This window comes from Pontibacillus litoralis JSM 072002 (assembly GCF_000775615.1).
GTDB lineage: Bacteria > Bacillota > Bacilli > Bacillales > BH030062 > Pontibacillus > Pontibacillus litoralis.
In genome coordinates, this window is the sequence record NZ_AVPG01000022.1 from 13,027 (window position 1) to 36,603 (window position 23,577).

A 23,577-nucleotide genomic window follows, 5' to 3' on the forward strand; every position below is an offset into this window, starting at 1 on the left:
CTCTCACTCAAAATTTATAGATTGTAGAAACTTTCGTCATGATTCGACATTTCTATACAACATATAGTACCAACCATTCCATAGCATGTCAATTCTTTTTTTTCCCAAAACCCCCAATTAATTTAAAGTTTCTGTTATATTTCATTATAGTATTAATATACCCAAAATAAAAGGAATATAATCGCATTTCTTTACATTTTTTGAAAGTCCTTTCTTTGGATACATTTTCAGCAATATTACCTTTCTGATGATTCGAAAAATAACCCAACGTTTTTGTATTGTTTTGCTGAATAGATGGAAATAATGCGAATAAATCGGTAAAATAGAGTAAGGCTCTTTCGTTTCAAAAAAAGCTTAAATAACATGATACTCTTGTCCGTTGGATGGGAGTTTTCTTATACGACTAACGTCTATTTATAATGAGGAGGGACATACATGGCGAATGAAAAGAAAACATTTTATATTACAACGCCAATTTATTATCCAAGTGGCAACTTACATATCGGACATGCATATACGACAGTGGCAGGAGATGCGATGGCTCGTTACAAGCGGTTAAGAGGCTACGACGTAATGTATCTCACTGGTACAGACGAACACGGACAGAAAATTCAGCGGAAAGCAGATGAAAAAGGTGTAACGCCACAACAATATGTTGATGAAATTGTAGGCGGCATTGAACAATTGTGGAAGAAGATGGATATTACAATAGATGATTTCATCCGTACGACAGAAGATCGTCACAAAAAAGTAGTGGAACAAATCTTCGCTCATTTAGTAGAAAAAGGGGATATCTACCTTGATGAATATGAGGGTTGGTATTGTACATCTTGTGAATCGTTCTTTACTGAGCGTCAATTAGAGCATGGCGCATGTCCAGATTGTGGAGCGAAAGTAGATAAGGTAAAAGAAGAGTCCTACTTCTTTAAGATGAGTAAGTATGTCGATCGTTTGCTGGCATTTTACGAAGAGAATCCACAATTTATTCAGCCTGAGAGTCGTAAAAATGAAATGATCAACAACTTTATTAAACCAGGCTTAGAGGACTTAGCTGTGTCCCGTACAACATTTGATTGGGGAGTAAAGGTTCCTGGGGATCCTAAACACGTCATTTACGTATGGATTGATGCATTAAGCAACTATATTACAGCACTTGGTTATGGTACAGATGAAGATGGCCGTTTCCAGAAATATTGGCCTGCTGACGTCCATTTAATGAGTAAGGAAATTGTCCGCTTCCATACCATTTACTGGCCAATTATGTTAATGGCACTTGATTTACCATTACCGAAGAAAGTATTTGCACACGGTTGGATTTTGATGAAGGATGGAAAAATGTCCAAATCGAAAGGAAATGTTGTCGATCCGTATGATTTAATCGAGCGTTATGGATTAGATGCTCTTCGTTATTATTTATTACGAGAAGTACCATTTGGTTCAGACGGTGTATTTACTCCTGAAGGATTTGTAGAAAGAACGAACTACGATTTAGCCAATGATTTAGGAAACTTGTTAAATCGTACGGTTGCGATGATCGATAAGTATTTTGATGGTCACATCCCTGCATATAAAGCTGGAGAACAGCCAGTTGATACGGAGCTTGAACATTTCGCAAATGAAACACGTGTTAAAGTAGAGGAAGCAATGGAAAAGATGGAATTCTCTGTTGCGCTATCTGCAATTTGGAGCTTAATTAGTCGTACGAATAAATATATTGATGAAACGACACCATGGGTTCTTGCTAAAGATGAAGCTCAAAAGCAGCGACTTGGAAATGTCATGGCTCATTTAGCGGCTTCTTTACGTCATATTGCTGTACTGATTCAGCCATTTATGACACGTACACCACAAATGATTATGACGCAGCTCGGGTTACAGGAGGAGCGCTATTTAGCTTGGGATAGCTTAGACGAAATGGATATCATTCCAGCTAACACGAAAGTGCAAAAAGGTAGTCCTATCTTTCCGCGTTTAGATGCAGAAGAGGAAGCGCAAATTATTAAAGATATGATGAAAGGCTCTTCACCACAGCCTGAATCAGAAACAGAAGAAGTCGAGGTAGAAGAAATTACATTTGATGACTTTATGAAAGTGAATATTCGCGTTGCTGAGGTTGTCGAAGCGGATAAACATCCGAAAGCAGATAAGTTGCTACGCTTACAGCTAGACTTAGGTAAAGAACGTCGCCAAGTCATATCTGGAATTGCAGAGCATTACAAGCCTGAAGAGTTAGTAGGTAGGAAAGTGGCGTGTGTAACGAATTTAAAGCCTGTTAAGCTACGTGGGCAATTATCAGAAGGAATGGTGCTGTCTGCTGAAGATGAACAAGGCAAGTTAACGCTTGTCGCGATTGATGAAACGCAAGCAAATGGTTCCGTTATAAAATAATGTTTTACAATAGAAATGAGATCTCAGACTTAGTAGCTGGGGTCTTTTTTTCTTTGTGTAGTGTGGAATTTAATGGTGCATGGTTGTTGAATTATATTACTATAATGCTATAGGTTATCATGTAAGGTGATGCTAATAGACGTGGTACAATGAAGACAAAGTCGAAAAAAGGAGAATTTATATATGTTGTTTGATACGCATGTTCATTTGAATGCTAAGCAATTTGAAGAAGATCGGGAGGAAGTGATTCAGCGAGCAACGGCAGCAGGTGTTCAATACATGGTTGTGGTCGGTTTTGACCGGGAAACCATTCCGTTAGCAATCGAAATAGCTGAATCGTATGATCATATATATGCAGCCGTTGGTTGGCACCCGGTTGATGCAATTGATATGGAAGCAGGTGACTTGGAGTGGCTAGAGCAATTGTCCCAACATCCAAAAGTCGTTGCTATCGGAGAAATGGGGCTAGATTATCATTGGGATAAATCCCCAGTTGAAGTGCAGAAGGAAGTATTTCGAAAGCAGATTCAACTCGCCAAAAAAGTAAAAATGCCTATTATTATTCATAATCGTGAAGCAACGGAAGATATTGTGTCGATATTAAAAGAAGAAAATGCGGGAGAAGTTGGCGGAATTATGCATTGTTATAACGATGTTGTTGAATATGCTCATCAATGCATCGACATGAATTTTTATATTTCATTAGGTGGACCTGTTACATTTAAGAATGCTAAGAAGCCAAAAGAGGTAGCAGAAGCAATTGAGTTGGATCGCTTACTAATTGAAACCGACTGTCCATTCCTTGCTCCTCATCCTAATCGTGGGAAACGAAATGAACCAGCTTATGTACAATTAGTAGCTGAAAAGATTGCCGAAATTAAAGGTATTTCTGCCGAAGAAGTGGGAAGAAAAACGACAGAAAACGCATTGAATCTGTTTAATATTCAAAAATAATATATATCTATAACAATTTCCACCTAATATTTTGTAGAAATTTGTGTTTTTTTGTAAAAAACTTTGCATTTATTTGCGTGTGAAAAACAATTATAGTGTAAGGAGCCAGATTAGTGACTGGGTCCTTTTTTAATTTTTGATTCCAACGCAATGGTTGACAGGTGTATTATGCTATGCTTATAATCTACTGCATGGATAAAGGAGGCAGAACATGAAGAAAATTTTGGTAGCAATTGCAAGTTCTGTTGTGTTAATTGCCTTGCTTGTTAGCGTTACGTATGAAGTTACCAAAGCAGAGGTAACAGTGAGCACAGAAGGGAAAAAGCAAACCGTGCGCACACATGCGAATACAGTAGGTGATTTGTTAACAAGTTTAGACATTGATGTACAATCTCATGACCAACTTTCCCATTCCAAAGAAGATGAAATAGAATCAGGAATGGAGATTGATTATCAACCAGCTAAAGTCATCACGCTTACGATGGATAACCAATCAACAAAATACTATACCGTTCAAGATACCGTACAACAATTTTTCAATGATGAGAACATTGATGTTACTAAACGTGATCAACTGTCCATTGATCAAGACGCAACAATTGAAGACGGCATGAATATAGACGTAAAAAAAGCTTTCCGGGTTTCATTAAATGACGGTGGAAAGAAAGAAAAAGTTTGGACAACTGTCAATACAGTAGATGAGTTCCTAACAGAACAAGAAATTGAACTAAGTAAGCATGATAAATTAAAGCAAAAAGAATCCGCAAAATTATCAAAGGATAAGTCCCGCGTTACGATTATTCGAGTTGAAAAAGTAACGGATATTGTAGAAGAACCTATTGATTATGCAGTAGTAAAGCGTAAAGATGATTCCGTTGACAAAGGTAAAGAGAAACTTGTGCAAGATGGAGAAGAAGGTGTTGTGAATAAACACTATACAGTCACGATGGAGAATGGGAAGGAAGTCGATCGTGAACTGGTAAAAGAAGAAATGATGAAAGAAAGCCAAGATAAGATTGTAGCAGTCGGTACGAAAGAAATACAACAACAAGTATCAAGAAGTAATAGAACTAATACGAATACGAATACAAATGCTAATACGAACACGAATGCTACGAAACCGAAAAAAGAGTCATCTAATCAAGGCAATCAAGGACAATCGTTATATATGTCAGCCACTGCTTATACAGCAGACTGTGCAGGTTGTAGTGGTGTAACAACAACTGGTATTGATTTAAAAGCAAACCCGAATGCGAAAGTGATAGCAGTAGACCCAAGTGTTATTCCACTTGGTTCAAAAGTTTGGGTAGAAGGCTATGGTTATGCGATAGCAGGTGATACTGGGGGAGCTATTTCCGGAAATAAAATTGATTTACACTTCTCATCTAAAAGTAAAGCGAAATCTTTTGGACGTAAAAATGTAAAGGTGAAAATCATTAGCAAATAAGCAGGGGGAATTCCTCTGCTTTTTTTGTGTCGATGTGCATTTTATTTTCAATTCATAACGTGGTATAACTAAATAAGAACAATGCACGGGAGGAACGTTTTTTTGGACATTAAAGAAGTGATCGTTGTAGAAGGTAAAGATGATACGTTTAATATAAAAAGAGCAGTAAATGCTGATACAATTGAAACGAATGGTTCGGCGGTAAATGACAGCACAATTATGCAAGTAAAACACGCTCAGGAGAAAAGAGGCGTGATTATTTTCACCGATCCAGACTACCCAGGGGAGCGAATTAGACATATTATTTCTCAAGCGGTACCAGGATGTAAACACGCTTTTTTACCTAAGAAAGAGGCAATTGCTAAGCATAATAAAAGTGTTGGAGTAGAGCATGCATCAATAAGCGCAATTAAAGAAGCATTAGTTAACGTGTATAGCATGTCCGAAACGTATGAAAGTGACATTACGCAGGAGGATTTGGTCATCTTCGGCTTAGTAGGTGGAAAGAATGCAAGAGAGCGAAGAGAGCGATTAGGAGAACAACTGAAAATCGGTTATACGAATGGCAAGCAGTTATATAAGCGGTTGACGATGTTTCAAATAACAAGGCAAGAATTCATCGCCGTAATGGAGGACATTGTGCAGGAGGAAAACGAATGAATCAAGATAAAGCAATAGCAACGCCGAAACGAACACGAGAAATTTTGGAGAAGTATGGGTTTTATTTCAAAAAAAGCTTGGGGCAAAACTTTATTATTGACGTGAATACGTTAGAGAACATTGTTTATAACGCTGGTGTAGATAACCAAGCTGGTGTAATTGAAATCGGACCAGGTATTGGAGCGTTAACAGAACAATTAGCGAAAAAGGCGGATAAGGTGCTGGCGTTTGAAATTGATCAACGCTTGTTACCTATTCTCGATCAGACGTTACAACCGTATGATAATATTCGTGTGGTGAATCAAGACATATTGAAAGCGGATGTTCCTAGAATTATGGAAGAGTATTTTGATCAAGGCCAGCCTGTTCATGTCGTAGCCAATTTGCCTTATTATATTACGACACCTATTCTTATGAATTTATTAATGGCCCATTTACCAATTGATAGCATCACGGTAATGATACAGAAAGAAGTAGCAGATCGCATGGCAGCTGAACCAAATACGAAAAGCTACGGTTCGTTGTCCATTGCCGTTCAATACTATACGGAAGCGAAAGTAGTAATGGACGTTCCTAAGACTGTTTTTATGCCACAACCTAACGTGGGGTCTGCTGTGTTGCATCTAGCCATGCGACAGCAGCCTGCAGTTCAGGTAGATAACGAAACGTTTTACTTCGAAATCGTTCGAGCAAGTTTTGTCCAACGTAGAAAAACGATTATGAACAATCTTTCTAGACACTTTAAGGATCGCCTTGATAAAGACGCCGTACGTGCAGCTTTAGAGCAAGCAGACATTGAAATGCAGCGCCGTGGTGAATCGTTAACGATGGAAGAGTTTGCGCGGTTAGCGAACGTCTTTAACGCTTTGGGATAGACACATTCTCCTTTCTTACACATAGTCTAACGTAACAGGCTATACGTGTAGGGGAGGAGGATTTTTTTATGTTTGGTAAAGGTGACTTAGTAACACGCAAATCCTATCAGCATGACGTTCTATTTCGCGTGCAAGCTGTTTATGCTCAGCGAGCTATTTTATATGGGGAAGAAATTCGACTTGAAGCAGATGCACCTATTACGGATTTAACGAAAGTACAAGGGGAAGATCTAAAGCGACGTAAGAAGAAATTGAAAGAGAAAGAAGAGTACTCATTTCGATTGTTCAGGCAAGATTATCAATTAATGCGGAAAAAACGAGAATATGAGTTCTCCTCAGGTTATGCCAATGAGACGTCCTATTTTCAGCTCCCGTCTAGAGTGTTACATTTAGACGGTGATCGACTTTACTTAAAGAAGTGCATTGATTTATATCAGCAATTAGGATTACAAGTCCATGGTGCTTATGTTAGTGAAAAAGAGATGCCACATCAAATCGGAGAGTTAATTGATAAAGTAAACCCGGATATTGTAGTCATTACAGGGCATGATGCGTATTCCATGAACAAAGGAGCTAAACATGATTTACGAGCCTACCGCCATTCTCGCTATTTCGCAGAAGCTGTTCGTGAGGCTAGAAAAAAAGTACCGCATTTAGATCAGCTAGTTATTTTCGCTGGTGCTTGTCAATCCCATTTCGAATCGTTAATTGGAGCGGGTAGTAACTTTGCTAGCTCGCCAACACGAGTGAACATACATGCGTTAGATCCTGTCTACATCGTTGCCAAAATAAGCTATACCTCCTTTATGGAGAAAGTAAGTGTTTGGGATGTACTACGGAATACGTTAACAGGAGAGAAAGGGCTTGGAGGCGTAGAAACACGAGGATTAATGAGAACAGGTATGCCTTATCATAAAGACGATGACAACGAAATAGAATAATGGAGAGCACCTTTTTTGAAGCGAGAGGTGTTCTTTTCTATAGAGCGATTCGATGCTTTATGAAAAATAAATAAGAATGTAAATACAGACGCATATTTATGTCGAAAAATGGAACAATAACCAATAGTGTTAGAAATTACGCAGAAAGCATTGACATTGAATTCAACATACTGCTATAATATTAAGTTTTATTTGACTTTAATGATTGTTTTGTGTTATAGTAATTGTAGTGAGGTGGAGTGTAGTGGGAAAAACGTTAGGTGAAATTAAACAAGCTTTAGATGGTCAAATAGGCAATCGTTTAACACTGAAGGCGAACGGTGGTAGAAGAAAAACCATCGAAAGAAGCGGAATTCTTGCAGAAACCTATCCAGCTGTATTTATTGTAGAGTTGGACCAAGAACAAAATTCTTTTGAACGTGTTTCTTACAGCTATGCAGATGTCCTAACAGAAACGGTAGAATTAAGTTTTGGAGATAACGGATTAGCTTTAGGGGAGCAGTAAACCGAGTTTACTGCTTTTTATATTGCTTTTTTAAATATAATTGGACTAAGAATGTATGTGTTGCACAAACTATAGATGTCGTAACCTATCCATTTGGAAAGGAGCTGTTTTTTCCCTTGAGTAAACGTCGAGGCGTGATGTCCAGTCCATTCAAAGAAGAGATAGCTAAGGAATTAGGAATATACGACACCGTAATGCGAGAAGGTTGGGGCGGTATTACCGCAAGAGATGCGGGTAATATGACCAAGCTTGCGGTTCAAAAAGCACAACAGCAATTACAAGCAGACAGATCCCGATAATGGGGTCTGTTTTTATCGTTAAATTATGATACAATCTAGTTATACTTTATGCTAATGTGGGGTGATGTGTTGCGATTTTCAGAAAAAGCACCAGCTAAAATTAATTTAGTGTTGGATACATTGTATAAAAGAGCAGATGGCTATCATGAAGTAGAAATGGTAATGACGACAGTGGATTTGGCTGATCGAATTGAGCTTACTCCGTTGAGAGAAGATGAAATCATAATTGCTTCCGAGAGTCATTTTGTCCCTTGTGATGAGCGAAACTTAGCTTATCAAGCAGCACAACTTATGAAGAATAAGTACCACATTCGTGAAGGTGTTGAAATTTTTATTGAGAAACAAATTCCAGTCGCAGCAGGTCTTGCTGGAGGTAGTAGTGACGCTGCAGCGGTTTTACGTGGGTTAAATAAAATGTGGGAGTTAAATATCCCCTTAGATGAGTTAGCTGCTATGGGTGCAGCAATCGGCTCGGACGTTTCCTTCTGTGTATATAGTGGAACAGCTTTGGCAACAGGGAGAGGGGAGAAGATTCAAGCCTTACCCTCTCCACCAGCTTGTTGGGTCGTGCTAGCAAAACCAGCTATTGGAGTGTCTACAAAGACGATATATCAAAGTTTAAACATAGAAGAAATTAATCACCCCGACGTATCAGTCATGACAGCAGCGTTGCATAATGGTGATTATGAGCAAATGTGTGCGTCGATAGGAAATGTGCTAGAACCAGTAACGACAAAGCTACATCCAGAAGTAGAGCAGATTAAGGAGCATATGAAAGAATTTGGAGCAGATGCTGTATTAATGAGTGGTAGTGGGCCAACGGTATTTGGTTTAACGCAACAAGAAACAAGAGCACAACGTATATATAACGGGTTAAGAGGTTATTGTGATGAGGTGTATATCGTTCGTATGTTAGGTTCACGTACACCACTTGATTAAAACCGTATATTCCTGTTATATTAAGAACATTATATTCGGTTTTGAGGTGTTGGAATGAAGAGAAGTGAACGCTTAATTGCAATGACGCATTATTTAATAGAACATCCTCATCAATTAGTTTCGCTTCCTTATTTTACGGAATCTTATCAGTCGGCAAAGTCTTCTATTAGCGAAGATTTAGCAATAATCAGTGAAAGATTTCAGAAAGAAGGAATAGGTCGTTTGCAAACAGTACCTGGAGCAGCTGGTGGAGTGAAATATATTCCATACAATTCCATAGAGAAAAGCGAAGCGTTTATTGATGAACTGGCTTATCAATTACAAGATTCAGAACGATTGTTACCAGGTGGATATTTGTTTATGAGTGATCTATTAGGTGACCCACAAACAGTGCGCAATATTGGTAGGTTATTTGCTACTCATTTTGCTGAGTATGATATTGATGTAGTCGTTACAGTTGCTACGAAGGGGATACCTTTAGCATATGCAGTCGCCGCGTTCCTAAATGTCCCTGTTGTTATAGTGAGACGTGATCCGAAAGTGACAGAAGGGTCGACTGTTAGCATTAACTACGTTTCTGGATCTTCTCGCAAGATACAAACGATGGTACTACCGAAACGAAGCCTTAAGCAAGGTGCGAATGTTTGTATTATTGACGATTTTATGAAGGCCGGCGGAACTATTAATGGTATGCGCAGTTTGCTTAATGAATTTGAAGCGAATGTCGCCTGTATTGGTGTGCTCGCTGAGGCGGAAGATGAGGAAGAAGATCGAGTAGTTGATGATTATGTGTCGTTGTTGCAAATTAACAATGTCGATATTAAAAATAATAAAATTGAAGTGCATCGCGGAAATATATTCTTTTAATTCCGCTTAAAGTGGTAGAGGTGTTGTATGACGCAACCCTCTTTTTTTAAAAAAATGTAATGTAAGCGCACTCATTTTTTGTTATACATAAAAAATTTTTCTTAAATAGAAGGAATTTTCATATTCTTGTTGAATATTGGTAAACAAGCTCTTATGACAAAAAGGTGGTGACACATATGGAAGTGACTGACGTTAGATTACGACGCGTAAGTACGGAAGGCAGAATGAGAGCAATTGCTTCTATTACACTGGATGGCGAATTTGTCGTGCATGATATTCGAGTGATTGATGGGAACAATGGTCTGTTTGTAGCTATGCCGAGCAAACGTACTCCAGATGGGGAATTCCGTGATATTGCGCATCCAATCAATTCGAATACACGAAGCAAAATTCAAAAGGCAGTATTAGAGGAGTATAATACAGCTCGAAATGTTGAAGTGGAATATGAGGAAGCTGGAGCATCATAATAGGATGAATGAGAAGTCTAATCCATAAAAGGTTAGGCTTCTTTTTTTGTTATTTATAATCATTTTCGTTTGTTTTTAGAGAATTAGCGTTATAATGGGGTTTTGTACGTTATCAATTCGCAATCTTTTGTTAAGCTTTCTTTTCTATATTGAAATAGACAAGGTTTTGAGATATATTCGTAATGGATATAAAGGATGGAGGTATTTTTTCATGAGTAATCGCTATGCAGTTGTGTTGGCAGCTGGGAAAGGGACCCGTATGAAGTCGTCTTTATATAAGGTTCTTCATCCTGTGTGCGATAAACCAATGGTGCAACATGTAGTAGATCAATTACAAGCATTAAAACTGCAAGATATTATTACAGTAGTGGGACATGGAGCCGAACAAGTTCAAAAGCAGCTAAATGGCAGTAGTCAATTTGTTGTACAAGGTGAACAGTTAGGAACTGGTCATGCTGTACAACAAGCTGAGTCTATCCTTGCAAATAAAAAAGGCACTACTTTGGTTGTTTGCGGTGATACGCCATTATTAACAGCTGAAACGTTAAATACACTTATTTCTTTTCATGAAAAAGAAGCAGCGAAAGTAACTGTTTTGACAACACATGCAGATAATCCAACTGGATATGGGCGTATTGTAAGAAGCGAATCAGGCGATGTTGAAAGAATCGTTGAGCAAAAAGATGCTACTCCACAAGAGCAAGCCATTCAAGAAATTAATTCAGGAACGTATTGCTTTGATAATGAAGCGTTGTTTGAAGCGTTAAAGCATGTTTCGAATGATAATGCTCAAGGGGAGTACTACCTTCCAGACGTGTTAGAAATACTGAAGAAGCAGCAAGAGAAAATTACAGCCTACCAAACAATGGATTATGCTGAAACATTAGGTGTTAATGACCGTGTTGCTCTTGCAAATGCTGAACGTATTATGCAACGTCGCATCAATGAAAAGCATATGCGAAATGGTGTTCATCTTATTGACCCAGATCATACGTATATTGGATTAGATGTAACGATTGAACAAGATACTGTGATTCAACCTGGTTGTGTCATTAAAGGAGAAACAAGTATTGCAAGCGGTGCAGAAATTGGACCGCATACCGAAATATATAATTGTTCCATTGGTGCACAAACAGTTGTAAAACAAAGTGTTGCTCATGATAGTCAAATCGGTACTCATGTAAAAATTGGTCCATTTGCTCATATACGACCTGCCTCTGCGTTAGGTGATCATGTAAAAGTAGGTAACTTCGTAGAAATTAAGAAGTCCGTTTTTGGTAAAGGTAGTAAGGCATCTCATTTAAGTTATATTGGGGATGCGGAAGTAGGAACGGATGTGAATATTGGTTGTGGTACTATTACCGTTAATTATGACGGGGTAAACAAATATTTAACATCGATTGGAGATGGAGCCTTTATTGGTTGTAATTCTAATTTAGTTGCCCCTGTTTCCATTGGCGATGCTGCATATGTAGCAGCCGGTTCTACAATTACAGAGGATGTTCCGAGCAGTTCTCTTACTATAGCTCGTGCTCGTCAAATAAATAAAGAAGGCTATGTGGAGAAAATGAAGCATAGCAAAAAAGATTAATGGAGGTTTAGCTCATGGCTAACAATCAATATAAAGATCCAGCGTTAAAAGTATTTACACTTAATTCAAACCCAAGCTTAGCACAGGAAATTGCGGAGAGTATTGGAACGGAATTAGGAAAATGTACCGTAACTAGCTTTAGTGACGGCGAAATTCAAATTAATATTGAGGAAAGTGTCCGTGGATGTGATGTGTATGTTGTTCAATCTACATGTGAACCAGTGAACCAGCACATTATGGAGCTTCTTATTATGATTGATGCATTGAAGCGTGCTTCTGCAAGCTCTATTAATATTGTTATGCCTTATTATGGTTATGCTAGACAAGATCGTAAAGCTCGCTCTCGTGAACCAATTACAGCTAAACTTGTTGCTAACTTATTAGAAACAGCTGGAGCAACACGTGTAGTGATGCTTGACCTTCATGCTTCACAAATTCAAGGCTTTTTCGATGTGCCAATTGACCACTTAGTAGGAGTGCCACTTCTATCTGATTACTTTGAAGAGAAGAATTTTGAAGATGTTGTTATCGTATCACCTGACCACGGTGGCGTTACGAGAGCTCGCAAAATGGCGGATCGCTTAAAAGCACCAATTGCAATTATTGATAAGCGTCGTCCACGTCCAAATGTGGCAGAAGTAATGAACATTGTTGGTAACATTGAAGGAAAAACAGCGATTTTAATTGATGATATCATTGATACAGCAGGTACGATTACGCTAGCGGCAAATGCATTGGTTGAAAGTGGAGCAAAAGAAGTCTATGCTTGCTGTACACACCCAGTATTGTCTGGACCAGCTATTGAACGTATCGAGAATTCAAATATTAAAGAATTAGTAGTGACGAACACGATTCCGTTAAAAGAAGAGAAAATCATTGATAAGGTTACGGTATTATCCGTCGGTCAATTAATTAGTGAAGCAATTACTCGCGTTCATGAGCATAAGTCAATCAGTGTATTATTTGATTAATGTAAAGTTTGTTAATTTCAAGTTTAGCTTTTGTTAACTTCGGGAACTATGTGTTATGTAGAAGTTTTATAATTCTCTGGAGGTTGATGAACTTGGCAATTACATTGAAAGCTAAACCTAGAAACGTAAACAAACGCACTGTGGCAAAATTACTTCGCAGTGAAGGACGGGTACCAGCAATTGTATATGGTCAAAGTAAAGAACCGATTCCCATTTCTGTCGATAGCGTAGAGCTATTAAAGACACTACGCGATGAAGGGCGTAATGTCATTATTTCTTTAGATTTAGAAGGTCAATCACCGGTCAATGTTATGCTTCAAGAACATCAAATGGAGCCGATACGTAACACAATGGTACATGCCGATTTTTATCGAATCGATTTGTCATCAGAAGTAGATGTACAAGTACCTATTCATTTAGAAGGTGAAGCGCAAGGGGTGAAAGATGGCGGCATTCTTTCTCAGCCGTTACATGAATTGGCTGTTCGAGCAAAGCCAAATGAAATACCGGAAATGATTACAATAGATGTCTCTCCGTTAGAAGTGAACGACAGCTTACTTGTTTCTGATTTGAAAGATGGTCGTCATTACGAAATCATGGAAGACGAGTCAGCTGCTATTGTTACCATTCTTCCACCACAAACAGAAGCGGTGGTGGAATCTGGAGAAACGCAGGATGGAGATGTAGAGCCGGAGGTTATTAACCAAAAAGGCGAAAAACATCCATAAAAGCAATCATTTAGAAAATATAGAGGCGTAACCGGTTTTGGTTACGTCTTTTTTATGGGTTTTATCATGAAAAGGACTACAAGCATACAAATGAACATATTCTTAAATCATAACAGACGTGATGCGCTTCGCTTGTTTTATACATAAGCAGGGGATTTGTGAGGATGTGTTGTATATTAGAGAATAGAATCTTTTCTTTATGGTGCAGTATTCGATACAATAGATAAGAGAAAACATATAGAAATGGAACGTAGTTAGAAAGAGGGAATAGTGATGAAATGTATTATAGGGTTAGGTAATCCAGGACCAAAGTATGAGAATACGCGTCATAATATTGGTTTTATGGTCATAGATGAATTATTAGAGCGCCATCATTGGAAGTTAGATAAAGAGAAATTCAAAGCGCAATATACAGTGGAACGCATTGGCTCAGAAAAAGTGTTATTAATGAAGCCTTTAACGTATATGAATTTATCAGGGGAAGCTATTCGTCCTTTGATGGAATATTATGATATAGATGTGGAAGATGTCGTGATTATTTACGATGATTTAGATTTGCCAGTAGGTAAAATTCGCTTACGGACGAAAGGTGGACACGGAGGACATAATGGCATTCGTTCTACCATTGATCACTTAGGAACGAAAGGGTTTCCTCGTTTGCGATTTGGAGTTGGTAGACCATCTGTACCTATGCCGATAGCCGATTATGTGCTTGGTTCATTCCAAAAGGATGAAATGACAACCATTGAAGCGAGTGTACAGACAGCAGCAAACGCTTGTGAGGCATGGATGGAGAAGCCGTTTCTAGAAGTAATGAATGATTACAATCAGTAAGCATTAAAGCGTAGTATAAGGATATGTGGTGCCGGACACAATAGACATAATAGTGCTATTTAGGGAGGTGCACATTATGGCTATTGTGTATCAGTGCAGGCATTGTAAGCAACGTCTAGCCGCACTTGCTCATGAACAAGTTAATGCCAATGATTTAGGATTACAACATTTATCAGAGCAGGAGCGGTTGGAGATGATTCAGTTACATGAGAATGGCGATATGCAGGTAAATACGATTTGTGAACATTGCCAAGAAGCTATTGAATTACATCCTCATTATCATGAATTAGAATCGTTTTTACAATAAAATGTAAGAGATGCTTTGGTGAAAGACCCAAAGCATTTTTGTATGAAGGATAGGGTAATCAGGAGGGAACAAATTGCAAGGATTAAAAGATTATTTAAAAAAACAAGATGATGTTCATTCGATTATTTCCGGTTTTTCCTCCGGTATGAAAGAACAATTTGCAGCTGGTTTGTCTGGTTCAGCTAGAAGTTTGTTAGTTTCTGTATTGGAGGAGTCTTTAAATAAACCGATTTTACTTGTGACTCATCAGCTTACACAGGCACAACAACTATATGAAAATTTAATTGGGTTAGCAGATGCAGCAAACGTCCATCTATACCCAGTTAATGAGTTGATTGCTTCTGAGGTTGCTGTTGCGAGCCCAGAACTAAGGAGCGAGCGTATTGATGCGTTAAATCAATGGGTGCGCAAGAAGAAAGGGATATTAGTAGCTCCTGTAGCGGCGTTGAAGCGTATTTTGCCACCGCCTTCTTATTGGCAAAAGTATCAGTTCCCTTTTGAAATAGATAAAGCTATTGACCTCGATCAGTACATAAAAGGGTTTGTTGATGTTGGATATGAACGAACGGACTTAGTAGCCTCCCCTGGACAATTTAGTTTGCGTGGCGGCATATTGGATGTTTATCCTCTTACACAGTCAAATCCAATTCGAATTGAATTGTTTGATGATGAGGTACAATCGATTCGCTATTTCGACTCTGATAGTCAACGTTCTTTAGAGAAAGTGAACAACATAACGATTGAGCCTGCTAGTGAACTGTTATTGACGGAAGAAGACTTAACAAGGGCTGGTCAAAAGTTAGAAAGCATGTATCAAATCACAATGCAAAAATTAACATCTACAGAACGGAAAGAGATGTTAGCGGAAGTAACGGAGCGGGATATAGAACGTATTATGCACCACGAACGATTTCAAGAAATGTATAAGTATGCTTCGCTGTTTTATGAACAACCTGCTAGCTTGCTAGATTACTTACCTGAAGACGGTTTAATCGTTATGGATGAAATGAGCCGTATTCATGAAACAGCTAGCAGATTAGATGAAGAAGAAGCAGAATGGTATAGTAATCTGTTAGAAGCAGGGCAAATGATAAGAGATTTATCGATTTCGTATAGTTGGAAGGATATATGGCATTCCATTACGCACCCGCGTTTGTATATGTCTGTTTTTCTACGTCACATAACGAATACGCAACCAGAGAATATCGTGAACTTCTCTTGTCGTACGATGCAACAATTTCACGGACAAATGAACTTGTTGCAAAACGAAATGCAGCGTTGGCAAAAAGGGAACTACTCCGTTATTATTACAGCACCTACGAAGGAACGTGCGGAAAAAGTTCAGTCCGTGTTAGAGGATTACGACATAGAAGCTGTTCTTTCTGAGCAGCCGTTGACATTACCAATATCGACGCCAACGATCGTAGTTGATTACGTGCACTCAGGCTTCGAATTACCGATGCACCATGTCGCTGTTATTACAGAAAATGAATTGTTCAAAAAGCGCACTAGTCGACCTAAGCGAAAGAAGAAGATTTCAAATGCTGAACGTATAAAGAGCTATCAAGAGCTGAAGGTGGGCGATTATGTCGTTCACTATAATCATGGTATTGGTAAGTATTTAGGAATCGAAACATTAGATTTAAATGGGCTTCATAAAGATTATTTGTTGGTTCAATATTCAGGAGACGATAAACTATACGTTCCTATTGATCAAATTGATTTAGTGCAGAAGTATGTCGGTTCAGAAGGTAAAGAGCCTAAAGTTTACAAATTGGGCGGAAGTGAATGGAAGAAGGTCAAGCGTAAAGTACAATCATCTGTAGAAGATATTGCTGATGATTTAATTCAATTATATGCTGAACGGGAAGCCTCAGTCGGTCATGCGTTCGGAGAAGATACGGAAATGCAAAGAGGGTTTGAAGCGGCCTTTCCATATCAAGAAACAGAGGATCAAATTCGTTGTATTGAAGAAATTAAAGAAGATATGGAACGAGTACGCCCGATGGACCGCCTATTATGTGGCGACGTTGGCTATGGGAAAACAGAAGTAGCAATACGTGCAGCTTTTAAAGCGATTATGGATGGTAAACAAGTAGCCTTTTTGGTGCCAACAACGATATTAGCCCAGCAACATTATGAAACGATACGGGAAAGGTTTCAGGATTTCCCTGTGAATATTGGTTTGTTAAGTCGATTCCGTACACGAAAACAGCAGAAAGAAACGACAGATGGATTAAAGCACGGTACAGTAGATATTGTCATTGGCACACATCGAATTCTTTCAAAGGACATTCAAATACCTAAATTAGGGCTTTTAATTGTCGATGAAGAGCAACGATTTGGTGTAAAACATAAAGAAAAAATTAAGCAAATGAAGACCAATGTGGACGTTCTCACGTTAACCGCAACCCCAATACCTCGAACGCTACACATGTCGATGCTTGGAGTTCGTGATTTGTCGGTCATAGAAACGCCTCCAGAGAATCGCTTCCCGATCCAAACGTATGTGCTTGAGTATAACCCAGCATTTATGCGGGAAGCGATTGAGCGGGAAATGGCTAGAGGTGGTCAAGTATTTTTCCTCTATAACCGAGTTGAGAATATTGAACGAGTAGCAGGGGAGATATCGGCTCTTGTAGAAGATGCACGGGTTTCATTTGCTCACGGACAAATGAATGAATCGGAGTTAGAGGATGTTATGTTCAGTTTCTTAGAAGGGGAATCTGACGTATTGGTATCGACAACGATTATTGAAACAGGTGTTGATATCCCGAATGTGAACACACTGATCGTATATGATGCAGATCGTATGGGCTTAAGTCAGTTGTATCAAATTCGAGGTCGTGTCGGTAGGTCCAATCGAGTGGCGTATGCTTATTTTACTTACAAAAAAGATAAGGTGTTAACAGAAGTTGCGGAAAAACGTTTAGAAGCAATTAAAGAATTTACAGAATTAGGTTCAGGCTTTAAAATCGCTATGCGTGATTTGTCGATACGAGGAGCAGGTAATTTACTAGGAGCTCAGCAGCATGGTTTTATCGACTCTGTGGGATTTGATATGTATTCCCAAATGTTGAAAGATGCAATTGAAGCAAAACAAGAAGGGAAAACAACGGAGCAATTAAAGCCATTTGAACCAGAAATCCAAATTAAATTAGATGCATATATTCCTGATTTTTATATCTCAGATGAAAAACAGAAAATCGATATGTATAAACGATTCCATGCTATTGCGTCCATTCAAGATATAGAAGAATTACAGGAAGAAATACAAGATCGATTTGGTAAGTATCCGCAAGAAATTGATAACCTACTCCAAGTGTCCGCATTGAAATGTAATGCAGCGAACCATCGCATTGAAACCATTACTGAGAAAAATAACAAAATTCAGATGGTAATGGAGGAAGAAGCTAGTCAAAAGATAGATGGTTCTAAGCTATTTACGATTGCGAATCAATACGGAAGGACCATACAGTTAGGTACAGATGATAGGAAACTAAAAATCACATTTCAAATAAATTCAAGCAATAAGGCTAATCGTTATGAAGTAATACATGCATTTTTTAAAGACATGGAGCAATTAAGCAACGAATAATAGTTATTTTCCCCTTTTGATGAGATAGTTAAGTGCTTGTTTAAATGTTTTTCTATTTATTTGCATTTTTAATGAATAGTTCTTTCTCTGTGAAAAATACTATACCTATTGGATGGTGATTCCTACTTTATCGGAAGGTATCCATTTACATCATATGCTAGTCATCATAGGAAAGAGAGGCTTCGTAGAATGAAAGCAACAGGTATAGTACGTCGTATTGATGATTTAGGTAGAGTGGTCATTCCAAAGGAAATTCGTAGAACGTTACGAATTAGGGAAGGGGATCCTTTGGAGATTTTTGTGGATCGTGATGGTGAAGTGATTCTGAAGAAATACTCACCAATTAGTGAATTAGGTGATTTCGCTAAAGAATATGCGGATGCCTTATTTGATTCGCTTGGTCATACTATTCTTATATGTGACCGTGACGAATTTGTTGCTGCGTCAGGGGGTTCTAAGAAGGACTACCTTAATAAAAGTGTAGGTAGTGTCGTGGAACAAGCTATTCAAAATCGAACGGTGCGCAAGGTAGATCAACAAACGAATGCAGAGATTGTGAGTGGACAAGAAGAAAGTAGCGTTTCCTATGTTATTGGGCCGATTATTGCAAATGGTGATCCTATTGGTTGCGTCATGATTATGGAGCACGATGGGAAGCCATTAAATGATGTAGAACTTAAAGCAGTAGAGACAGCAACGGCTTTTTTAGCGAAACAGATGGAGTAACGCTGGTTGGTATTCTTCTATTAGGTGATCCGATGTATCGTATTCTATATGTCTTTATAACCGTAAAGGAGCCAGTACAAAAGGCTCCTTTTTATTATTGTAGCCTTAGCGAACCTCCACCTTCACATTATGCTATAATTGGGCAAGATCAATTTAGGGAAAGGATTAACGAATGGAACATAATGCTTCACAAAAAAACTTCTTCAAAGGTGCTTTGCTGTTAACGCTAGCTGGTCTTATAAGCAAGATACTGAGTGCAGGGTACCGGATTCCTTTACAAAATATCGCTGGGGATGTTGGCTTTTACATATATCAACAAGTGTATCCTTTTCTCGGGATGGCTTGGGTTATATCGATATACGGCTTTCCGGTTGCGATTTCAACATTAGTTGCCCAGCGGCGGTCTTTATCGATACGTGGCTTTTTTATGCCGGTTTTTTTTCTGTTATTAAGCATAAGTGTCCTTTTCTTTGCGGTGTGTTATATCGGTGCACCGTTCATAGCTCATGTGATGGGGGATGACAACCTTGTTATGCCTCTTCGAGTGGCTGCTTCTGTCTTTCTGTTTTTGCCGTTTACTTCTTTGTTACGAGGGGTATTCCAAGGGTTGAATGATATGGGTCCAACAGCTTATTCGCAAATGCTAGAGCAGTTCGTTCGTGTGTTGATTATTATAGTTGGCACGGTGTATTTCGTTCGGAGTGGGTACAGTTTATATCATGTAGGAGCGGGTGCTGCGGTTGGTTCTGTCATCGGTGCGATAGTTGCGACGGTGTATCTTAGCTATGTGGCATGGGTACGTATTCCCGCTCGTATAAGTCATGCAGATAAGCAGGTATCTTTCGTCTATACGGCGAAAATAGTCATTGTAGTAGGTTTGTTTATTTGTATCAATTATATGATGTTGTTATTTATTCAACTCGGAGATGCTTTAACAATGGTTGCTAGCTTAGAGCGTTTAGGTATGGAGTTCGTGGAAGCACAAAAATGGAAAGGAATCTTTGACCGGGGATATCCGCTTATTCAATTGGGTACGGTTATTGGTAGTTCTTTAGCCTTATCTTTAGTGCCTTCTATTACGAAACAACGGCTAGAGAACAAGGAGCAGGAAGTATATAATGATGCGTATCGTGCCATGCGTTTTAGTTTTATTTTTGCGTCTGCAGCCACCATAGGATTAATCATTGTGCTTCCTAGCGTGAATAAGCTGTTTTTCGATTCGCAAGACGGAACAATGGCGTTACAGTTGTTGGCGTTAGTTATTCTATTTGGCTCAGTAGCTTTAACGTCTTCATCGCTTTTACAAGGGATTGGCAAGGTGAAAACTCCAGCCATCATGGTTGTTATCGGCTTTGTGTTGAAAATAGCGCTTAACAGTTGGCTTGTTTCTGTGTACGGCATTTACGGCGGAGCAGTAGCGTCTGTTCTAGCTATTCTGGCTGTGTGTATCGGTAATAGTATCGCATTGTATAAAGAGATAGGTGTAAACGTTTTAACAACTGTTCCGTGGAAACAACTAATAGCATCATTATGTGCAATGGGTATCGCCGTTGTGGTAGGTGAATGGGGATATGAGCAGTTGTTTACCGTTCAATCTCGCCTTGATTACGTCGGTTATACGTTGGTTAATGTCGTGCTTGGTATGGGTGTGTTTCTTCTTATGTTGTTGCGAACGGGCATTTTCGCGGAGAAGGACTTAGAAGGCGTTCCGCTAGGTGAGAAATTAATGTTAATGGCAAAAAGGAGATAGCAAATGAAGCAAATTACAGTAATAGGGTTAGGTGCTGGTGATTTAGAACAATTGTCTGTAGGGTTGTATCGTACACTGATTGCATATAAAGGGGAAGTATATGTGCGGACGATGGACCATCCAGTTGTGAAAGCGTTACAGGAAGAGGGTGTATGTTTTACAGGCTTCGACCATATATATGAATCGTACGACCAATTTGAAGAGGTGTACGACTCGATTGTAAGTACGTTATTAGAAAAAGCGAATCATAATGAGGTGATGTATGCTGTCCCAGGACATCCGATGTTAGCGGAACGGACGGTGCAGTTATTGTTACAAGCTCAGAAACGTGGCGATGTAAAAGTGAACATGCAAGGAGGCCACAGCTATTTAGACGCTTTGTTTACCGCCTTACATATAGATCCCATAGAAGGGTTTCAGTTTTTAGATGCAACGTCATTTGCAAGAAGGGATATCCATTACGGACAACACACCATTTTCTGTCAAGTGTATGATGAAATGATTGCTTCAACTGTAAAAATAGAGCTGATGGAAGATTTACCTTATGATTATCCTGTGTATATCGTGACGGCAGCAGGGAGTGAGCAAGAGAACATTCAACAAGTTCCTTTATATGAGCTAGATCGTGAAGTGATGGTTAACAATTTAACGAGTGTGTACGTTCCGCCGGCTCCATCGGAACTGTTGCAGCACCAATTTCGCCGCCTTTATGAAGTGATTGCTACATTAAGAGGACCTAATGGTTGCCCGTGGGATAAAGAGCAGACACATGAATCGTTGCGTCCTTACTTGTTAGAAGAAGCCTATGAGCTTATTCAAGCGATTCATGATCAAGATGATGAAGGCATGATAGAAGAGCTCGGTGATGTTTTATTGCAAGTCATGTTACACAGTCAAATTGGGGCTGATGAAGGATTTTTCACTATTGATGATGTAATCGCATCGATCACAGATAAGATGATTCGTCGTCACCCACATGTGTTTGGCGATGAAAAGATGCACACCTCAGAAGAAGTGGTAGGAACTTGGGAAGCCATTAAACAAATAGAAAAAGGTTCTGAACGTCCTTCAGCAATCGATGGTGTCGCGGAGGTGTTATCGGGTTTACTGAAGGCTGAGCAATTACAGAAGAAAGCGAGAAAAGTTGGCTTTGATTGGGATGATCCAAAGCCGATATGGGATAAAGTACAAGAAGAAATATACGAATTCCATGAAAGTGTCCAAACGTTGTCACATGATGAACAAGAAGGGGAACTTGGAGACATTTTATTTGCTCTTGTGAATATTGCTCGCTACTATAAAATTAACCCAGAATTAGCTTTACAACGCACTAATCATAAATTTGAACGACGTTTTAGAGAGATGGAGAAGGAAATTCAGCAAGCAGGCTTCACTATGAAGAATTTGTCTCTAGATGAATTAGATCATTATTGGGAACAAGCAAAACAAAAAGAAAGAAGTGATTCGTAAGTTATGAGGATGGATAAATTCTTGAAGACTTCTAGGTTAATTAAACGACGAACATTGGCTAAAGAAGTAGCCTCCCAAGGTCGTATTCAGCTTAATGGCAAACAAGCCAAAGCATCATCCGATGTGGAAGTAGGTGATACGCTTTCCATTCGTTTCGGTCAAAAGCAACTCACGATTGAGATTATATCATTACGCGAAAATGTTAAGAAAGAGGAAGCGAATACGTTATACAAAGTTGTGAAAGAGGAAGAGTTGTAATGAACACAGTGGTCTACAACCGTTGTAGTGTCCCTCCTCTTAAATAAGTTCTAACTTGCACCTTTTTATCATACATTGGTAGCGATAAGGGGGTTGTTCGATGGAATATTATGAGAAGGATAGTGCGGTGCGTGGGCAGGCTGAACATCACGTGAAGATGAATAATCGTCGTCAATTAGAGATCACTGGTGTGAAAGAAGTAGATAGTTTTGACGCAGAAGAGTTTCTCCTGCAAACATCAATGGGATTTCTTGTTGTACGTGGTCAAAACTTGCAAATGAAAAATCTTGATGTTGATCAAGGGATTGTGTCGATAAAAGGGAAAGTGGATGAACTTTCCTACTTAGATGATCAACATGGGGAGAAAGCTAAAGGATTCTTTAGCAAAATGTTTAAATGAATTTAGATACGCAGTTTTTCACGATGTTTATGATGTTAGGAAGCGGCATTTATTTAGGGATGGCCCATGATACTTTCCGTAGATTAGAAAGGTATTGGAACAAGCTAGTAGTAGCTTCCTTTTTTATTGAAATTTTGTATTGGCTATTGCAAGGGCTAGTCATATTTTATTTTTTATTTATATCCAATCACGGAGAACTGCGTGTTTATATTTTTTTACTGATTTTATGTGGTTTTACGATGTATCAAGCGTTATTTAAGCCAATTTATCACCATGTGTTAGAATGGGGGATAGCTGCTGCGCTTGTAATGCTGCGCGCTGTTCATCGTCTGTATACTATCTTCATTTTTTATCCTATCAAAGGGCTAGGTGTGCTACTGTTGAAGATGGTAGAGGTGTGCTTTGCGACTTTAGTTTGGCTATTATTGTTGATAGGTAAAGTAGTATGGTATCCCATTCAACTAATGGGAAGACTGATGTGGCAAATAACACCGAAATTTTTGAAAAATTATCTATCCCCTTTACGAGGGTTTTATAGTAAAATAAAGAATATACTATTACAATGGTGGAATAAAATCCGACAGAAGGGGAGGTAGCCAATC

The 23,577-nt window shown here is 38.8% G+C and carries 23 protein-coding genes; all 23 read left to right on the plus strand.

Going from position 1 to position 23,577, the window contains the following annotated elements; translation table 11 throughout:
* The first annotated feature begins 435 nt into the window (after positions 1-435).
* The 23 genes from metG (at position 436) to yabQ (ending at position 23,571) form a co-directional block, all read left to right on the plus strand.
* The gene (gene metG / locus N784_RS12470) at positions 436-2,388 is read left to right on the plus strand and encodes a methionine--tRNA ligase (protein ID WP_036835426.1); all 1,953 of its coding nucleotides are present in this window, start codon (positions 436-438) and stop codon (positions 2,386-2,388) included.
* Positions 2,389-2,571: 183 nt separating this feature from the next.
* Entirely contained in the window at positions 2,572-3,342 is a 771-nt protein-coding gene (locus tag N784_RS12475) for a TatD family hydrolase (RefSeq protein WP_036835428.1), read from the plus strand.
* A 211-nt stretch (positions 3,343-3,553) separates the two neighbouring features.
* Positions 3,554-4,789: a G5 and 3D domain-containing protein gene (locus N784_RS17120; protein WP_036835430.1), complete on the plus strand. Its 1,236-nt coding sequence runs from the start codon at positions 3,554-3,556 to the stop codon at positions 4,787-4,789.
* 102 nt (positions 4,790-4,891) lie between these two features.
* Complete coding sequence (gene rnmV / locus N784_RS12485) at positions 4,892-5,449, plus strand: ribonuclease M5 (protein WP_232306020.1); 558 nt, start codon at positions 4,892-4,894, stop codon at positions 5,447-5,449.
* Positions 5,446-6,324, plus strand: a complete 879-nt coding sequence (gene rsmA / locus N784_RS12490; protein ID WP_036835435.1) for a 16S rRNA (adenine(1518)-N(6)/adenine(1519)-N(6))-dimethyltransferase RsmA — start codon at positions 5,446-5,448, stop codon at positions 6,322-6,324. The genes rnmV and rsmA overlap by 4 nt, the downstream gene beginning before the upstream one ends.
* Positions 6,325-6,392: 68 nt before the next feature.
* Positions 6,393-7,265 (plus strand): sporulation peptidase YabG, encoded by an 873-nt coding sequence (gene yabG, locus N784_RS12495; RefSeq protein WP_036835437.1) that lies wholly within the window; start codon positions 6,393-6,395, stop codon positions 7,263-7,265.
* A 244-nt stretch (positions 7,266-7,509) separates the two neighbouring features.
* A complete protein-coding gene (gene veg, locus N784_RS12500) occupies positions 7,510-7,770 on the plus strand; it encodes a biofilm formation stimulator Veg (protein WP_036835439.1) in 261 nt (86 codons plus the stop codon).
* A 116-nt stretch (positions 7,771-7,886) separates the two neighbouring features.
* A complete protein-coding gene (locus tag N784_RS12505; protein WP_036835441.1) occupies positions 7,887-8,069 on the plus strand; it encodes a small, acid-soluble spore protein, alpha/beta type in 183 nt (60 codons plus the stop codon).
* Between the two features lie 69 nt (positions 8,070-8,138).
* Entirely contained in the window at positions 8,139-9,008 is an 870-nt protein-coding gene (ispE, locus tag N784_RS12510) for a 4-(cytidine 5'-diphospho)-2-C-methyl-D-erythritol kinase (RefSeq protein WP_036835443.1), read from the plus strand.
* A gap of 54 nt (positions 9,009-9,062) precedes the next feature.
* Positions 9,063-9,875 carry a pur operon repressor gene (gene purR / locus N784_RS12515; RefSeq protein ID WP_036835445.1) on the plus strand — a complete coding sequence of 271 codons (813 nt, stop codon included), beginning with the start codon at positions 9,063-9,065 and terminating at the stop codon, positions 9,873-9,875.
* A gap of 176 nt (positions 9,876-10,051) precedes the next feature.
* Positions 10,052-10,342: a septation regulator SpoVG gene (gene spoVG, locus N784_RS12520; protein WP_036835447.1), complete on the plus strand. Its 291-nt coding sequence runs from the start codon at positions 10,052-10,054 to the stop codon at positions 10,340-10,342.
* Positions 10,343-10,553: 211 nt separating this feature from the next.
* Positions 10,554-11,933, plus strand: a complete 1,380-nt coding sequence (gene glmU / locus N784_RS12525; RefSeq protein WP_036835449.1) for a bifunctional UDP-N-acetylglucosamine diphosphorylase/glucosamine-1-phosphate N-acetyltransferase GlmU — start codon at positions 10,554-10,556, stop codon at positions 11,931-11,933.
* Between the two features lie 14 nt (positions 11,934-11,947).
* Positions 11,948-12,904, plus strand: coding sequence for a ribose-phosphate diphosphokinase (locus tag N784_RS12530; protein WP_036835450.1), 957 nt, complete (start codon positions 11,948-11,950; stop codon positions 12,902-12,904).
* A 92-nt stretch (positions 12,905-12,996) separates the two neighbouring features.
* On the plus strand, positions 12,997-13,632 hold the full coding sequence (locus tag N784_RS12535) for a 50S ribosomal protein L25/general stress protein Ctc (protein ID WP_036835452.1): 636 nt from the start codon (positions 12,997-12,999) through the stop codon (positions 13,630-13,632).
* Between the two features lie 273 nt (positions 13,633-13,905).
* Positions 13,906-14,466: an aminoacyl-tRNA hydrolase gene (gene pth, locus N784_RS12540; RefSeq protein ID WP_036835454.1), complete on the plus strand. Its 561-nt coding sequence runs from the start codon at positions 13,906-13,908 to the stop codon at positions 14,464-14,466.
* 76 nt (positions 14,467-14,542) lie between these two features.
* Positions 14,543-14,773, plus strand: coding sequence for an anti-sigma-F factor Fin family protein (locus N784_RS12545; protein ID WP_036835456.1), 231 nt, complete (start codon positions 14,543-14,545; stop codon positions 14,771-14,773).
* A 73-nt stretch (positions 14,774-14,846) separates the two neighbouring features.
* Complete coding sequence (mfd, locus tag N784_RS12550) at positions 14,847-18,371, plus strand: transcription-repair coupling factor (RefSeq protein ID WP_036835458.1); 3,525 nt, start codon at positions 14,847-14,849, stop codon at positions 18,369-18,371.
* Between the two features lie 189 nt (positions 18,372-18,560).
* Positions 18,561-19,097: a stage V sporulation protein T gene (gene spoVT, locus N784_RS12555; protein ID WP_036835459.1), complete on the plus strand. Its 537-nt coding sequence runs from the start codon at positions 18,561-18,563 to the stop codon at positions 19,095-19,097.
* Between the two features lie 172 nt (positions 19,098-19,269).
* Complete coding sequence (locus N784_RS12560; protein ID WP_036835461.1) at positions 19,270-20,847, plus strand: putative polysaccharide biosynthesis protein; 1,578 nt, start codon at positions 19,270-19,272, stop codon at positions 20,845-20,847.
* A 3-nt stretch (positions 20,848-20,850) separates the two neighbouring features.
* Positions 20,851-22,317 carry a bifunctional methyltransferase/pyrophosphohydrolase YabN gene (yabN, locus tag N784_RS12565; RefSeq protein ID WP_036835463.1) on the plus strand — a complete coding sequence of 489 codons (1,467 nt, stop codon included), beginning with the start codon at positions 20,851-20,853 and terminating at the stop codon, positions 22,315-22,317.
* Between the two features lie 3 nt (positions 22,318-22,320).
* Positions 22,321-22,575: an RNA-binding S4 domain-containing protein gene (locus N784_RS12570; RefSeq protein ID WP_036835465.1), complete on the plus strand. Its 255-nt coding sequence runs from the start codon at positions 22,321-22,323 to the stop codon at positions 22,573-22,575.
* Between the two features lie 100 nt (positions 22,576-22,675).
* On the plus strand, positions 22,676-22,975 hold the full coding sequence (yabP, locus tag N784_RS12575) for a sporulation protein YabP (protein ID WP_036835468.1): 300 nt from the start codon (positions 22,676-22,678) through the stop codon (positions 22,973-22,975).
* Complete coding sequence (gene yabQ, locus N784_RS12580; protein WP_036835470.1) at positions 22,972-23,571, plus strand: spore cortex biosynthesis protein YabQ; 600 nt, start codon at positions 22,972-22,974, stop codon at positions 23,569-23,571. The genes yabP and yabQ overlap by 4 nt, the downstream gene beginning before the upstream one ends.
* The last annotated feature ends 6 nt before the right edge of the window (positions 23,572-23,577 follow it).

Excerpts from the sequence above, each read along its gene's own strand:
- metG (WP_036835426.1), top strand. The coding sequence starts at position 436 with ATGGCGAATGAAAAGAAAACATTTTATATTACAACGCCAATTTATTAT.
- N784_RS12475 (WP_036835428.1), top strand. The coding sequence starts at position 2,572 with ATGTTGTTTGATACGCATGTTCATTTGAATGCTAAGCAATTTGAAGAA.
- N784_RS17120 (WP_036835430.1), top strand. The coding sequence starts at position 3,554 with ATGAAGAAAATTTTGGTAGCAATTGCAAGTTCTGTTGTGTTAATTGCC.
- rsmA (WP_036835435.1), top strand. The coding sequence starts at position 5,446 with ATGAATCAAGATAAAGCAATAGCAACGCCGAAACGAACACGAGAAATT.
- yabG (WP_036835437.1), top strand. The coding sequence starts at position 6,393 with ATGTTTGGTAAAGGTGACTTAGTAACACGCAAATCCTATCAGCATGAC.
- purR (WP_036835445.1), top strand. The coding sequence starts at position 9,063 with ATGAAGAGAAGTGAACGCTTAATTGCAATGACGCATTATTTAATAGAA.
- spoVG (WP_036835447.1), top strand. The coding sequence starts at position 10,052 with ATGGAAGTGACTGACGTTAGATTACGACGCGTAAGTACGGAAGGCAGA.
- glmU (WP_036835449.1), top strand. The coding sequence starts at position 10,554 with ATGAGTAATCGCTATGCAGTTGTGTTGGCAGCTGGGAAAGGGACCCGT.
- N784_RS12530 (WP_036835450.1), top strand. The coding sequence starts at position 11,948 with ATGGCTAACAATCAATATAAAGATCCAGCGTTAAAAGTATTTACACTT.
- pth (WP_036835454.1), top strand. The coding sequence starts at position 13,906 with ATGAAATGTATTATAGGGTTAGGTAATCCAGGACCAAAGTATGAGAAT.
- N784_RS12545 (WP_036835456.1), top strand. The coding sequence starts at position 14,543 with ATGGCTATTGTGTATCAGTGCAGGCATTGTAAGCAACGTCTAGCCGCA.
- spoVT (WP_036835459.1), top strand. The coding sequence starts at position 18,561 with ATGAAAGCAACAGGTATAGTACGTCGTATTGATGATTTAGGTAGAGTG.
- N784_RS12560 (WP_036835461.1), top strand. The coding sequence starts at position 19,270 with ATGGAACATAATGCTTCACAAAAAAACTTCTTCAAAGGTGCTTTGCTG.
- yabN (WP_036835463.1), top strand. The coding sequence starts at position 20,851 with ATGAAGCAAATTACAGTAATAGGGTTAGGTGCTGGTGATTTAGAACAA.
- N784_RS12570 (WP_036835465.1), top strand. The coding sequence starts at position 22,321 with ATGAGGATGGATAAATTCTTGAAGACTTCTAGGTTAATTAAACGACGA.
- yabP (WP_036835468.1), top strand. The coding sequence starts at position 22,676 with ATGGAATATTATGAGAAGGATAGTGCGGTGCGTGGGCAGGCTGAACAT.
- yabQ (WP_036835470.1), top strand. The coding sequence starts at position 22,972 with ATGAATTTAGATACGCAGTTTTTCACGATGTTTATGATGTTAGGAAGC.